Annotated in this window: 12 protein-coding genes and 1 tRNA gene; 8 read left to right on the top strand and 5 right to left on the bottom strand. The window is 33.3% G+C overall.

What is annotated here, in order from left to right:
• The 3 genes from ACKVOD_RS06745 to ACKVOD_RS06735 form a co-directional block, all read right to left on the bottom strand.
• Positions 1–2,421 (bottom strand): carboxypeptidase-like regulatory domain-containing protein (locus ACKVOD_RS06745; protein WP_409208705.1); only part of this gene is annotated, 2,421 nt, incomplete at its 3' end.
• Between the two features lie 3 nt (positions 2,422–2,424).
• Positions 2,425–3,207 (bottom strand): GLPGLI family protein, encoded by a 783-nt coding sequence (locus ACKVOD_RS06740; RefSeq protein WP_409208704.1) that lies wholly within the window; start codon positions 3,205–3,207, stop codon positions 2,425–2,427.
• Positions 3,208–3,256: 49 nt separating this feature from the next.
• A complete protein-coding gene (locus tag ACKVOD_RS06735) occupies positions 3,257–3,460 on the bottom strand; it encodes a hypothetical protein (protein WP_409208703.1) in 204 nt (67 codons plus the stop codon).
• 285 nt (positions 3,461–3,745) lie between these two features.
• On the opposite strand from ACKVOD_RS06735, the gene dnaE reads away from it, so the two are divergent.
• From dnaE to ACKVOD_RS06710, 5 genes are all read left to right on the top strand, one after another.
• Positions 3,746–8,317: a DNA polymerase III subunit alpha gene (dnaE, locus tag ACKVOD_RS06730; RefSeq protein ID WP_409208702.1), complete on the top strand. Its 4,572-nt coding sequence runs from the start codon at positions 3,746–3,748 to the stop codon at positions 8,315–8,317.
• A 223-nt stretch (positions 8,318–8,540) separates the two neighbouring features.
• The gene (trxA, locus tag ACKVOD_RS06725) at positions 8,541–8,858 is read left to right on the top strand and encodes a thioredoxin (RefSeq protein WP_409208701.1); all 318 of its coding nucleotides are present in this window, start codon (positions 8,541–8,543) and stop codon (positions 8,856–8,858) included.
• A gap of 321 nt (positions 8,859–9,179) precedes the next feature.
• Complete coding sequence (locus ACKVOD_RS06720) at positions 9,180–10,106, top strand: DUF58 domain-containing protein (RefSeq protein WP_409208700.1); 927 nt, start codon at positions 9,180–9,182, stop codon at positions 10,104–10,106.
• An 86-nt stretch (positions 10,107–10,192) separates the two neighbouring features.
• Positions 10,193–10,266 (top strand) — tRNA-Asp (locus ACKVOD_RS06715).
• A gap of 305 nt (positions 10,267–10,571) precedes the next feature.
• A complete protein-coding gene (locus tag ACKVOD_RS06710; RefSeq protein WP_409208699.1) occupies positions 10,572–11,054 on the top strand; it encodes a hypothetical protein in 483 nt (160 codons plus the stop codon).
• A 31-nt stretch (positions 11,055–11,085) separates the two neighbouring features.
• Here the strand turns inward: ACKVOD_RS06710 and ACKVOD_RS06705 are convergent, their stop codons facing one another.
• Together ACKVOD_RS06705 and ACKVOD_RS06700 are read right to left on the bottom strand one after the other, a co-directional pair.
• A complete protein-coding gene (locus tag ACKVOD_RS06705) occupies positions 11,086–12,183 on the bottom strand; it encodes a glycosyltransferase (RefSeq protein ID WP_409208698.1) in 1,098 nt (365 codons plus the stop codon).
• Positions 12,180–13,106 carry a hypothetical protein gene (locus ACKVOD_RS06700; RefSeq protein ID WP_409208706.1) on the bottom strand — a complete coding sequence of 309 codons (927 nt, stop codon included), beginning with the start codon at positions 13,104–13,106 and terminating at the stop codon, positions 12,180–12,182. The genes ACKVOD_RS06705 and ACKVOD_RS06700 overlap by 4 nt, the downstream gene beginning before the upstream one ends.
• 55 nt (positions 13,107–13,161) lie before the next feature.
• Here ACKVOD_RS06700 and ruvC point away from each other — a divergent pair, with 55 nt between their 5' ends.
• The 3 genes from ruvC to hemW form a co-directional block, all read left to right on the top strand.
• On the top strand, positions 13,162–13,716 hold the full coding sequence (gene ruvC, locus ACKVOD_RS06695) for a crossover junction endodeoxyribonuclease RuvC (RefSeq protein ID WP_409208697.1): 555 nt from the start codon (positions 13,162–13,164) through the stop codon (positions 13,714–13,716).
• Between the two features lie 83 nt (positions 13,717–13,799).
• Positions 13,800–14,171, top strand: coding sequence for a four helix bundle protein (locus tag ACKVOD_RS06690; protein WP_409208696.1), 372 nt, complete (start codon positions 13,800–13,802; stop codon positions 14,169–14,171).
• Between the two features lie 92 nt (positions 14,172–14,263).
• A partial coding sequence (gene hemW, locus ACKVOD_RS06685; RefSeq protein WP_409208695.1) for a radical SAM family heme chaperone HemW occupies positions 14,264–15,170 on the top strand: 907 nt, incomplete at its 3' end.

Genomic DNA, 15,170 nt, shown 5'->3' with positions numbered 1-15,170 from the left:
CATTTGATAAAAAGTGCTTTTTATTTCCCCTAAACAAGTTTTCGATATTTTATAATTGCAGTTTATGAAAGCATCTTTGGTTATGTTTTTTGTTAGAATTGAATTAAAATTGGTCTTATAGAAATTGTAATTGAATCCAAAATCAAAATTTATGGGAAGATTAAAATAGGTTGTTGCCGAAAATTTATAGCAACTTGAATAGGTTTTTATGTCAACAAAAGCAACACTATTTACCCTTGTTGGAGTTTCATTCCAATTCTGTATTGTCTCCAGTTTCGTTGCCATTTTCAATTTTCTAAAATAATTTACAATATTAAAACTTCCATTAAAATTGGTGCTTCCTTTTGAAAATATATATTTTTCAAACGATAAATTATTTGTAATTAGACTTTCTTTGTTATAAACATTTTTTGAATTTGTATAAAATAAGGATGTTCCTATTGAAAATCTTTTTACATCATTATATAAGTTGTGAGAGAAAAATAACGTTTTGTTTTTGAAAACACCTTCGTATTTTGTCCCTTTTTCAAATGTTTTATAATTGGATAATAGAAAATTTTCGTTCAGATAATTAATTTCGGGAGGTTTGTTGTTTTCAGAATAGGAAAGTGTAAAGTTTCCTATTTCAGTTTTCTTTAAATTAATTGAAAATAAAGGATTTAAAATTAGAATGCTATTGGTGTTACCATTCAATGAAAATTGATTTTGGATTGTATTTAAACTTGCTGTTGCATCTAATTTTTGGGTAAGATTGTATCGGAAATTATTTTCCAAAGAAAATTGATTTTGTTTTAAGACAGTATTGTTTTCATAAATTGTATTGTGAATTTCATTTTCAAAAAAAGTATTATTAATAATTTCTTTGCTGTTTTCAAATTGTAATCCTAGCGTATATTCTAGTTTTTTGAACCTTGATATCATTTTGCTTTTTAATCCAAAGTAACTATTAGAATTATCTGCATTTTCAACAACTATCGATTCAGGATTTAGGTTTAAAAAACTGTTTAAAAAAGGAGATTCTATTTTGTTATTTTGATTAATGTTGTCTTTTCCAAAATAGAAATAATTATGTAAAACTTTGTTGTCGGAAAGTCGATAGGTGTGATTGAAGTGGTTGTAAAAAGTTTGATTTTTGTCTTTAGAAGCTTGATTTATATCATCTTGATTAAATAGCAATTCTGAATATATAGTACTTGGATTGTTTTTGTAAATAAAAATATTGGTTAAGTAATTGTCATCATTCACAAAATATTTTAGCTCTAATTCTCCTGACGAAAGCGTTTTTTTACTAGAATAATTATTGTTTTCTGTATAAGTTATAGGGGTGTTTTCTATATTGTACTGTGTTTGTGAGAATGAGTTTTGCAATTGGTTGTCATTCGCAAAATATCCTACACCACGCAAGCTCATCGAATTGCTTATTTTTTTCGAAAAGCTTAATGAATTAAAAAATGCTTTGTTAAATACGCTTTGAGATTTGCTAAACGAACTGTTTTCGTTGCTATTGATGGTAAACAATGTTTTAGCCGTTTTCTCATATCGGTTTTCACCAAAAAGGTTGTTTTCATTGATAGATTTACTTACTTGGTCGGTTGCTTTTTCGCCAGAATTGTTATAATCAGCTAAATAAAACAGCTTAATTTTCTTTTTAAGCAATCCTAGATTAATTCCTTCTTTCCAGCGATTTCCTGAAATTATTCCAGCTCCAGCCAATATATTCCCAAACCAGATGTTTTGTTTGTCTTTTTTTAGTTTTAAATTCAATGCAACTTTATCTGAATTATTCATTTTTTTTAGAATAGGGTTGTCTTCAAAAGCATCAATGATTTGTACGGCGTCGAGGGTTTTAGCGTCGAGATTTTTAGTCAATAGCTTATAATTTTTGTCAAATAAATCTTCCCCTTCAATTAACAATTTATCAATTGTTTTGCCGTGAGCTTTTATAGAACCGTCTTTTTGCACTTCTATTCCTGGAAGTTTTTTCAGAATATCCTCTACGGTTTGCTCGGTTTTATTACTAAATGATGCCACTTTTATAGTGGTTGTATCTCTGCTAATTCTAATTTTTTGATTGGCTTCAATTACTACTTCTTTAAGGTATTCTGTTTTTTCTTCTAAAATAAAAGATTGATAAAGATTTGATTTTGAAGTTAAATCAATTGTTATTTCTTTTTTAGCATATCCTAAACTTGCAACAGATACTTTAATTTGAGTGTTAATTAGTTTTTCAAAAACTAAATTATAACTCCCTTTATCATCGCTATACGTGTATGCAAGTGTATTCTCTAGATTGTCATAAACCAAAACAGAAGCATTTTCGATGCCTCTGTTTTGATTGTCTTTTATTGTTCCCGAAATTTTTATCTCCTGAGAAAGCATTAAAATTGGGAAAAGTAATAAAACTAAAAACTTGTTTTGCATTTATTAAAATTCAATAAACTGTTCAGATATTTTTGGATCTATAAATATTACGTTTGGAAATCTTTTTTGCGCTATTCTTTGTTTGTCTATAGTTACGTCTATTTGTTCCTGCTGAAAAAGTTTGAATTCATCAAAGCTCTTAAATGCAATTCCTTTTGGTGTACTTATGTATTTAACATTTTCTTTGATTTTTGTGGGATATTCGATGCTTTTAAAATACCAATATATATGCTTATTAGTATCATAAGCTTCGAGAATTATTCCGGGCAGTCCGTTTAATTTCCAAGGACCAAATGGCAAGGCTATTTCAGTTGTGAACCAGGCTATGTAATTTCTACCTCTAAAAAAACTCGTTGCTTTTTTGCAAATAAAAGAGCCTATTTTTTTAGTTTCTTTTTCAATTTTCCAATTCATTTTTGGAGTAATTTCTTTGATATAAAACTGTTTTCCTAAGAATAAATTAGACCACATAGTTTTTTTTGCAATATTATAAACCACCTGATCGCCTTGCTTACTGACTTTCGTCCCGAGGTATATTGATCCACCTTTGTCATCATTTAAATATGTTTTTTCTTCATTCATCTTTTCTGCCTTCTCTAGACTATCTTTTGCTGTAACATAATATGACTGATTTTTATTAAACACCATATAGGCATTACTGTCTGTCCCTTTTGCATCCCCACTTTGCAATGCATTTATTTCTCCATAATAAATAATGCCTTTTTGTAATTGAGCGAATGAGTGTGTTGTTGTAACAAATATGAACAGTAATATAATTTTTTTCATCTTACTTTATTATTTAAAAAATGCTTTATGCTGCTTTATTGATTATTTTTTAATCACAAATTGAATAGGCAATTTCCAGTGCTGCACTATGTTGCGAGCCTCTTTCCATCAAAAAAGTCCCAGTTCGCCCATCTCCACAGCTATAATACCAAGTTTGTAATTCGACATTTAATTTTTTTACATTATAATTTTTTACACCAAAAGAACTTAGTGTAAACATTCCTACGACTGATAACACGATTAATTTTTTCATAATTTTTTGTTTTTAAAGATTTTTAAAAGTAATAATTTTTTACAGCATAAAGCATTACAAATCAAAAAAAAAAAACGATTTGTCAAAATATTTAACATATATTTTCTTTATTTATAATTTGTATAAATAATAAAATTGTTACGACCGAAGTTATTTATTGTTAATAACTATAATTGAAATTCAAACCCATAAAATGTATTTTTGGAAATGAATAAAAACAGATTTAGTTTTTAGGTTTGTCTTCCTGTTAAAGCTGAAATCTGCAATCTAAAATCTAAAATTTCTATGTACTTAATATTCGATACCGAAACCACAGGATTACCAAAGCGTTGGGGCGCACCCATTTCCGATACCGACAACTGGCCAAGATGTATTCAAATTGCATGGCAGCTGCACGATGACATGGGAAAACTCATCGAACATCAGGATTTTTTGGTAAAACCGGAAGGATTTAATATTCCGTATGATGCCGAAAGAATTCACGGTATTTCGACTGAATTGGCCGATGCCGAAGGAATTCCTTTGTCCGAAGTTTTGGAGAAATTCAATATTGCTTTATCGAAAACTAAATTTATTGTGGGTCAAAATCTAGGTTTTGACGTCAATATTATGGGTTGCGAATTTTATAGATTGGGTATCGAAAGTCCAATGAGCTCGATGCCAATTTTGGATACTTGTACCGAAGTTACCGCCTCATTATTGAAACTGCCTGGAGGTCGTGGCGGAAAATTCAAACTGCCTACATTAACCGAATTACATCAATATCTTTTCAACAAACCTTTTGCAGAAGCGCACAACGCAACTGCTGATGTCGAGGCAACCACGCGTTGTTTTTTCGAATTAATTCGTACCGAAGTTTTTACCAAAACGGAGCTCGAAGTGGAGCAGGAATATTTCGAGGATTTCCAATTAAAAAATCCAAGAGAAATTCAGCTTATTGGTTTACAGCACATTAATTTAAAGGAAGCCTCCGATAAAATTCGGCAGCAATTGGGCGGTCAGCAAGCGGCACCCATTTCGAAACAGGAGCTTTCCGATAACAAACAAATTTTAATCGATTCTGATTTTGTGTATTTGCATAATCATACCCAGTTTTCGGTATTGCAATCTACCATTAGCGTTGCCGCCCTTGTTAAAGCCGCTTCGCAACAAAAAATGCCCGCTGTAGCAATTACGGATCATGCTAATTTAATGGGTGCTTTTCACTTTGTTCGTGATATTTTATACCATAATAAAGCGGCTGAGGCCAAAAATAAGGATGCGATTGCAAAAGGGGAAGAACCGACCGAAGTTTCGATTAAACCCATCGTAGGTTGTGAATTTTTTGTTTGCGAAGACCATAAAAATAAGTCGGTAAAAGACAATGGGTACCAAATTGTGCTTTTGGCAAAGACCAAAAAAGGCTATCTTAATTTGGCTAAAATGTCTTCGATTGGATATACCGAAGGCTTTTATTATGTGCCTAGAATTGATAGAAAAATAATTCAAAAGTACAAAGAAGATATTATCGTTTTGTCAGGGAATCTCTATGGGGAAATCCCAAATAAAATCCTGAATTTGGGTGAAAACCAAGCCGAAGAAGCCCTGCTTTGGTGGAAACAAGAATTTGGCGAAGATTTCTATATTGAAGTAATGCGCCATAATCAGGAAGACGAAAATAGGGTAAATGAAGGTTTAATTTCCTTGGCAAGAAAAAACGATGTCAAATTAATAGCTACAAATAATACCTTTTATATTGATAAAGAAAATGCCAATGCGCATGATATTTTATTGTGTGTAAAAGAAGGCGAAAAGCAATCTACGCCAATAGGGCGAGGTCGTGGTTGTCGATACGGCTTGCCTAACCAAGAATATTATTTCAAGTCGGGCGAGGAAATGAAAAAAAACTTCAGCGATTTGCCAGAAGCGATTTCGAATATTTCTGAAATCATAGCTAAAATCGAAATTTATGATTTGGCTCGCGAAGTTTTGCTACCAAAGTTTGAAATTCCAGTCGAATTTAATGTTCCGCAAGACGCCATTGACGGTGGAGTTCGAGGTGAAAACGCCTATTTGCGACACCTTGCTTTTGAGGGAGCCAAGCGAAGATATAAGGAAATCACCCCCGAAATTCAGGAGCGATTGGATTTTGAGTTGATGACCATCGAAAACTCAGGTTATCCCGGGTATTTCTTAATTGTTCAGGATTTTATCGCTGCAGCACGAAAAATGGAAGTTTCTGTTGGTCCCGGCCGGGGATCTGCCGCGGGATCCGTGGTGGCGTATTGTTTGAAAATTACCAATATTGATCCTCTTTTATATAATTTACTTTTCGAAAGATTTTTGAATCCAGACCGGGTTTCACTTCCCGATATCGACATCGATTTTGATGATGAAGGAAGAAGTAAAGTGATGGATTATGTAATCAAAAAATACGGTTCAAAACAAGTGGCGCAGATTATCACGTATGGAACAATGGCTGCAAAATCGGCAATTCGAGATACGGCAAGAGTGCTGGATTTACCCCTTTTTGAAGCGGATAAAATAGCCAAATTACTTCCAAATTTAATTCCGTCTAAATGGAGTTTGTTCCGATTTTTGAAAGATGCAGAAAGTGATATAAAGAAGATTCTACGTCCTGAAGATTTTGAAAAAATAAAAGAACTTATTGGGATTTCCAAGGAAGATGACCTTAGTGGCGAGACCATTCAACAGGCAAAAGTTCTAGAAGGAAACCTTAGAAATACTGGGATTCACGCTTGTGGTGTAATTATTACGCCAAGTGATATTACGGATTTCGTTCCGGTGGCTACGGCCAAAGATTCGGATTTGTATGTGACTCAGTTTGACAACTCCGTTGTGGAAAGCGCAGGTCTATTAAAAATGGATTTCTTGGGTTTGAAGACCCTGACTTTGATTAAAGATACCGTTAAATTAGTAAAATATAGAAATAACATTGACCTGAATCCAGACGAATTTCCAATTGATGATTTAAAGACATACGAGCTTTTTCAGCGTGGCGAAACAGTTGGTATTTTCCAGTATGAAAGTGCCGGAATGCAAAAATACATGAAGGAATTAAAGCCAACGGTTTTTCCGGATTTGATTGCCATGAATGCCTTATATCGCCCAGGGCCAATTGCTTATATCCCTAGTTTTGTTAGAAGAAAAAATGGGGAAGAGGATATTATTTATGATCTTGATGCTTGTGAAGAATTACTAAAAGACACCTACGGAATTACGGTTTACCAAGAACAAGTAATGCTTTTATCTCAAAAATTAGCCGATTTCTCCAAAGGCGATGCTGATGTTTTGCGTAAAGCAATGGGGAAAAAGCAGAAAGATGTTTTGGATAAAATGAAGCCTAAATTTATCAGTCAGGCAGTCGCTAGAGGGCATGCTGAAGATAAATTAGAGAAAATATGGAAAGATTGGGAAGCGTTTGCGGAATATGCCTTTAACAAATCGCATTCTACTTGTTATGCTTGGATTGCGTACCAAACTGCTTATTTGAAAGCGAATTATCCAGCCGAGTATATGGCGGCGGTTTTATCAAATAACATGAGTGATATCAAGCAAGTTTCGTTTTTTATGGAAGAATGCAAGCGGATGGGATTGCAGGTTTTGGGGCCTGATGTAAATGAGTCGTTTTATAAATTTACGGTCAACGATGATTATGCGGTTCGTTTTGGGATGGGCGCTGTAAAAGGAGTTGGTTCTGGAGCTGTGGCAACCATTGTCGAAAGTAGAAAGCTTGGAAAATACAAATCGATTTTTGATTTAACGAAGCGTATCGATTTGCGTGCAGCTAATAAAAAAGCATTAGAAAACCTTGCTTTGGCTGGTGGTTTTGATTCGTTTCAGGGCGTTACTAGAGCGCAATATTTTCATGATGATGGCGACGGAATTACCTTTTATGAAAAAGCCATTCGCTATGGAGCGAAGTTTCAGGAAAACGAAAATTCGTCGCAGGTGAGTTTGTTTGGCGAAAGCAGCGACGTGCAAATTGCAGAACCTATAGTTCCCCCTTGCGAGGATTGGAGTGCAATGGAAAAATTGGCGAAAGAGAAAGAAGTGGTTGGGATTTATATTTCGGGACATCCGCTGGACGATTTTAAATTCGAGATGAAATATTTTTGTAACTCTAAATTGGAAACCCTAAAAGATTTGAATCAAAACATTAATAAAAACTTGACTTTTGGCGGAACTATTAGCAATGTTCAGCATAGAGTGGCCAAAAACGGAAAAGGCTGGGCGATATTTAATTTGGAGGGTTATGATGAAAGTTATGAATTTAAGATTTTTGGAGAAGAGTACATGAAAAACCGCCATTATCTTATTCCAAATAGTTTTACATATATTAAAGTATTGGTAAAAGAAGGTTGGATAGACAGAGATACGGGTAAAAGAGGGGAGCCAAGATTACAGTTTTCTGAATTTAAAATGTTGCAAGATGTATTAGAAACTTTTGCAAAAAAAATAAGTATTTTATTGGATATAAAAGATTTGAATTCAGAATTTATTTCGAGACTGAATGCTATTTTTCAAGCCAATAAAGGAGATAATCAAGTGACTTTTGATGTCTTAGAATTAGAAACCATTAAAAAACAAGTTGAGGTTGTTCCAGAAGTTGAGTCAGTGGAAGAAAAAACGGAAGCGGTTTTGTTTCAGGATGAAATTCCTGAGGAAGCAGCTATTTTTACTGAAGAAATTTCCGAAGAGGAGGAAGAACTTATTATAGTAGAATCTATTGCGGAGGTCGCGGAAACTAAAGTGATAACTAGTTTATCTATGCCGAGTAGGAAGTTGAAAATTAAAATTTCGAATGAGTTGCTGGTCGAGTTGGAGAAAATGCAGATTAATTTTAGGTTGAATTAGAACTACAAATACCATAGCCCTGATGGAAACGGCATCCTTTGCTTGCCTTCTTTAGGCAAGCAAAGATAGAGTGTACAGCAGGAACAGCTCCAAATAAGTATTGACAATACACACATAATCAAAACTAATTTAAGAATAGTGTTTGATTGGTTTTTAATTTATAAATTTGCAGTCAAGTTTTAATTTTAAACAATGGAACTCTAAACTTTAAACAATATAGAATATGGCATTAGCAATAACAGATGCTACTTTTGAGGAAGTAGTTTTGAAATCAGACAAACCAGTAATGGTAGATTTTTGGGCAGCATGGTGTGGGCCTTGTAGAATGGTGGGGCCAATCATTGATCAACTTGGCGAAGAATACGAAGGACGCGTAGTTGTAGGCAAAGTAGATGTTGATGCAAACCAAGAATTTGCTGCAAAATACGGTGTGAGAAATATACCAACAGTATTGGTTTTTCATAATGGAGAAGTAGTAGGCAAACAAGTTGGAGTTGCTCCAAAACAAACTTACGCTGATAGTTTAGACGCATTGTTGTAATCTAAACATTGAGATTTATAGAATTAAGGTTTGGCGAAAGTCAAGCCTTTTTTATTTAAATTCGTTTTCAATTTACTTCTTTCTAAAATAAAATTTAGCCATGAATTTACTTCGTCTGTTCGTCCCGCAAAATAGCGGAACTCGGGTCACGAATTAACACGAAAATTTTAGCTTTAAATTGCACGAATTTCAATTAAGAGAAACTGCAATTGGTGTCGTTATATTTTTAAAATCATTAATTTGTGCTAATTAGTGAAATTCGTGGCAAAAAAATCATACTTTCAATTCGTAGCTGTAGTAATCTTTTAATACATTTGAAGAATGAAAATCGAATCGCAAATAGAGAAAATATCCAGTTTCCAACATCTTGAGCTGTTGGCCAACCAAATTGTGGAAGGTTTTATTTCGGGAATGCACAAAAGTCCTTTTCATGGTTTTTCGGCTGAATTTGCCGAACATAAAGTTTACAATGTTGGCGAAAGCACAAAACATATTGATTGGAAATTGTTTGCCAAAACCGACAGGTTATACACCAAACGATTCGAGGAAGAAACGAATTTACGTTGCCACATCATCATCGATAATTCGTCGTCTATGCACTACCCAAAGCTCAATGAAAATCAACCGTTTTATGAGAGTAAAATTGGTTTTTCTGTTTTGGCATCAGCTGTTTTAATGAATTTATTAAAGAAACAACGCGATGCCATTGGGCTTAGTGTTTTTTCGGATACTTATGAATATTATGCCCCCGAAAAAGGGAGTGATCGGCATCATAGAATGGTGTTGAATGCACTAGAGAATCTCTTAGAGAAACCAAAAACTCAAAAAAGAACCGATACAATAACATTCTTGCACCAAATAGCCGAAAAAATGCACCGCCGTTCGATGATTATTCTTTTTACGGATATGTTTCAATCAGGCAATGAGGGTGTTCTGTTTAATGCCCTACAACACCTGAAACACAACAAGCACAAAGTGGTTTTGTTTCATGTGATTGATAATAAAACCGAATTAAATTTAGAATATGACAACACTCCAAGGAAATTTATAGACTTAGAAAGTGGTGAAGAAGTTACTATTTTTGCCGATAATGTAAAGCGAGAGTATGAAAAAGGAGTGAATGCTTACTTCAAAAAACTAGCATTAACCTGTTCGCAAAACAAAATCAAGTACATTCCTGTTGGGGTTTCAGACAATTTTGAGAAGATATTGACCACATATTTAGTTGAAAAACAAAAGTTTGGCTAATTACCAAAAATTTATTAAAATGTTTTTTACAGAAACACTTGTAGATACAAAATTCTATAGTATATTTGCAACCGCATTATAGCGATGGTTTGGTAGTTCAGTTGGTTAGAATACCTGCCTGTCACGCAGGGGGTCGCGGGTTCGAGTCCCGTCCAGACCGCTAATCCCGAAGTTTCGGGAGGGATAAAGGTTTTCAGAAATGAAAGCCTTTTTTGCCCTAAAAAGCATTTAAGATTGTTGTGTTGTTTTGCCCAGAAATGGGCTGGTTTAGTAGTTAGACCAATGGAAAGCTTTTCACTTTAATGTGATGAGCTTTTTTGATTTAAGGTTAATACTGAATCATTACAAAAACTTGTTAATTTGCAAAATAGTTAAACTAAAACCAATAAACAGAACTCATTACTTCCATAAATTTATTTTTTGTATTTTTGAAAACCCAAAGTAACGGGTATTTGGTAAGCGAATATGAAAAAAATAATTCTTACAGTATTTATATCACTACTTCTTTTTAGTTCCTGTCAGTACTTTGAAAAGCAAGTGCCTTCAGAAAAGGATTTGTTGCAAAAGGAATTGAAAGCCATTAATTGGAAAGAAGTAGACGAATTTCCTTCCGTTTACGGTTCTGATACTATAGAAAATAAAATTGAGCGTCAACAATGTTTTTTTGAATATATGACGCAGCTCATCCAGCATAAATTAAGTGTTGACACCCTGTCGGTGCTCTATCCAGAATTGGATACGATCGAAGTTAAAGTTACGGTTTTTCCCAATTCAAGAATTATTTTCGAGCCTCTATTCCCTAAAGATTCAGTTGCCTATGACACCGTAAAAATTGACAGTATTTTAAAAGCGCGTTTGGTTGGTTTTCCTAAAATAAATCCAGCTATCAAAAGAGGAATTCCCGTTAAAACCCAATTTATTCTTCCTGTTATTCTAAAAGTGGAATAATAAAAGCTAAAAGGTTTAAAAATTTCAAAATCTAAAATTTTCGCCCTTTCCATTCATATTTCCCAGAAAAAGAATATAACACTACTGCCATGGTAAAAAAAGGATACCATAGGCTTCCTAAAACTTTATAAAATAGTTTCCCTTCATTTAAAAAATGATTCGCTTTATGAATTAAAACCATCTCTGCAACAAATTTCAAAACAAAAAAGAAAATCATTCCTTGAAAAGGGTAAAAACCTAATAAAAATTCCCCGATGGCTAACATCCAAGCCATATTGGTCAAAAAAACTACACATCCTAAACAAACACCAAAATAGCTCTGAAAGGAACTGGTTTTTGAAACCCAACGCACTCTTTGTTGAAACAATGATTGCCAATTATCTAGGGGTTTTGTAATTACAATAGTATCTTTTGATTTCAAATAATGTACTTTTTCCGGAAATTTTGACATTGCTTTTTGCAATAAAAAAACATCGTCTCCACTCGCTATTTGATCATTCCCTTTGAAACCTTCTAATGCTTGGAAAAAAGATTTTTTGTAAGCAAAATTGGCTCCATTACATAAAAACCCCTTTCCCAATCCGAAGCTAGCAATAGTAACCGCTTGCAAACTGGTAAAATCTAATAACTGAAAATGATGTAAAAAAGTTGGCTTACAATTATAAGTAACCGCTCCTGCAATCATCGAAACATCATGACTATTTATATATTCGTCTAAATTAAGTAGCCAATTTTTATTAACTACACAATCAGCATCGGTAGTGATAACCCAATCAGTGTTTACATACTCAATAGCTGTAGTAATAGCCTCTTTTTTTGGCGAATTTGAAATCCGTTTATTCTTAATTACTGACATCTTGAAACTCAAATTTGGTATTTTAAAAGTCTCAATGGTGTCATCGTCAATTAAAATCACTTCAAACAAATGAATTGGATAATTCAGCTTTGAGAAACTTTCTAAAAGAATAGGTAAATTTTTAGATTCATCCCGAAAAGGAACCACAATCGTAAACTTCGTCTTTGGTGTAATGTTGGTAACTTCAAAATCATTAATCTTTGAAAAACCATATACTAACCAGCCCATGGTAAGCAAATAAATTACTATTACTATATATATACTTACAATCATCTTGTTGCCTTAACTTTAAAATTGAGAACATAATAACTCCCCAAAAGCACTGGCAAAACCACGTTTAGCAACCACATCAAAGTACTTATAAAAACTACAATCCATTCGTTGACGCCTAAAATACCGAAGAAATAAACCGCCACACTTCCTTTTACAGCAAAATCTAAAAATTGAAAACTAGGCAGTGAAGAAGCTAAAAAATAAACGGTGGCAATGCTAGACATCATCGTTAGATAAGGCAAATCCACATCAAAAGCTAGCAACAAAAAATAGTATTGATGCGAGAAAACTATATAGCGCAAAAAGCCTAAAAACATATTTTTTCGATGAATTTTTTTCGGTATTTGATTGATTTTTTGAATTAATTTTTCGAGAGAATGGTCTTTAATTTTGATTTTTTTCAAGCCAAAACCCAAAACCCAAAACCCAAAAAAAGCAATTAATAGTAACAAAACCCAAAACCTATAACCCAAAATCCATAACCCAATAGTTCCAAAAAGAACGGTTATAATCAGTTGAATTCCGTTACAGATTAGGTTCAGAAAAACAATTTTTTTAATTTTTATCTTTTCAAAAAACAAAGCTTTTCCGGCGTATTCCCCTATTCCGTTTGGCGTAAAAATACCAGCAGTCAAAGAACCTAAAACTTGCTTTGTTGCTTCTGGTAAAGAAATTTTATGAAGATAAGAGACTAAATTTTGCCATTTCAAAATTTCAAAAAATCGATTCAAAAAACTCAAGAATAAGATGAAAATTATTCCTGAAATAGATTGATTTTTTTTAAAAAAAGCGTGAAATTGATCCCAATCTAATTTGTCGTTATTAGCAAGTTGGTGGTAAATAAAATAAAAAGCACCGCTAACAATTAAAAGTTTGGTAACTACAATCAGGAATTGTTTAGCTTTGTGAGAAATTGAAATCATGGTTACAAAGAAACAAAACTTTGAACGTGAAATTTGAAACCTCATACAAAATCTTTTGGCAAACGAACGCATCATATTAGGAATCGATCCAGGAACCACCATCATGGGTTTTGGTATAATAAAAGTAGTAGGCAAAAATATGCAGTTTGTTCAACTCAACGAGTTGCAATTATCTAAATATGACAATCATTATCAAAAATTGAAAATTATTTTTGAAAGAACCATCGAACTCATAGATACTCACAATCCCGATGAAATTGCTATCGAAGCTCCTTTTTTTGGGAAGAATGTACAATCGATGTTGAAATTAGGTCGTGCTCAAGGCGTAGCCATGGCGGCTGGGCTTTCGAGAGATATTCCCATCACCGAATATGAGCCCAAGAAAATAAAAATGGCGATCACCGGAAACGGAAACGCCAGTAAAGAACAAGTTGCAAAAATGCTTCAACAACTTCTTGGGTTAAAAGAATTACCAAAAAATCTTGATTCTACTGATGGTTTGGCTGCTGCGGTTTGTCATTTTTTCAATTCTGGAAAAGTGGTGGGTGAAAAAAGTTATACGGGTTGGGATGCGTTTGTGAAAAATAATGAAGAACGAATAAAGAAATAGTGTTCAGTGTTCAGGTTTTTAGTGTTCAGTAACGCTTGTAAAAAATAGTGTTCAGTTTTTAGTGTTCAGTAAAACATAATAATATGAAATTTCAAGATTTATTAGGTTATAAAAAAGGGTTTGAAGTGGCAATGGAGGTTTTTGAAATAACCAAAATCTTTCCAAAAGAAGAAACGTATTCTCTAACAGATCAAATAAGAAGAAGTTCGAGAAGTGTCACAATCACAATAGCTGAAGCCAACAGAAAAAGAGAATATCCTAAATATTTTCATAGTAAACTAACTGATGCAGATGCTGAAAATTCTGAGACACAAGGTTGGCTTGAATATGCTTTAGCTTGCAAGTACATAACTTTACAAACGTTTAATAATTTGACTGAAAAGTCTAAAGAGGTTGGAAAGTTAATTAATTATATGATTTTAAATCCTGAAAAGTTTGGAGTTAAAAAAGAGTAAAAAAATAGTGTACAGTTTGCAGGTCTTTAGTTTGCAAAACTGATCACTAATAAACTGAATACTGAACACTTCTTAAATCTGAACACTAAAAAATGTCAGGAATCTACATTCATATCCCTTTTTGCAAGCAAGCCTGTCATTATTGCGATTTTCATTTTTCGACTTCCATGAAGAAAAAAGACGATATGGTTTTGGCTTTAGCCAAAGAAATACAAATGCGCAAAAGCGAGTTTGAAAAGGAAGTTATTGAGACAATCTATTTTGGAGGAGGAACGCCAAGCAGATTGCAGATTGCAGATTTGAGATTGCAGATTGATACGATTTATAAAAATTATAAAGTCGTTCCAAACGCAGAAATCACTCTTGAAGCCAATCCAGATGATTTGTCGAAAGAATATTTGATCGAACTTTCAAAAATCGGAATAAACCGTTTAAGCATTGGGATTCAGTCTTTTTTTGAAGACGATTTACAAATGATGAATCGAGCACATAATTCGGCGGAAGCCAAAAATTGCTTGGAAGAAGCTACTAAGTATTTCGACAATATATCTCTTGATTTAATTTACGGAATTCCTGGACTGAGCAACAAAAAGTGGAAAAAAAATATAGAAACTGCTTTATCTTTTGGCATTCCGCACATTTCAAGTTATGCTTTGACTGTGGAACCCAAAACGGCTTTGAGTAAATTAATTCAAACCGGAAAAATCTCAAAACCCAATGACGATTTAGCGCAGGAGCATTTTACTATTCTTGTCGAAACCCTCGAAGCAAACGGTTTTATTCATTACGAATTGTCGAATTTCGGTAAAGAAAACTATTTTTCAAAGAATAATTCGGCTTATTGGTTAGGAAAAAAATATATTGGAATTGGTCCTTCGGCACACAGTTATAACGGGATTTCAAGAAGTTGGAATATAGCTAATAATTCCTTGTATCTAAAAGCAATTGGTGAAAATCAATTACCTAACGAAACAGAAATATTATCTTTAACAGACCGCT

It is taken from the genome of Flavobacterium sp. (assembly GCF_046155325.1).
Classification (GTDB): domain Bacteria; phylum Bacteroidota; class Bacteroidia; order Flavobacteriales; family Flavobacteriaceae; genus Flavobacterium.
The sequence above is the reverse complement of the archived record's forward strand: the minus strand, read 5'-3'. Positions and strand labels throughout refer to the sequence as shown.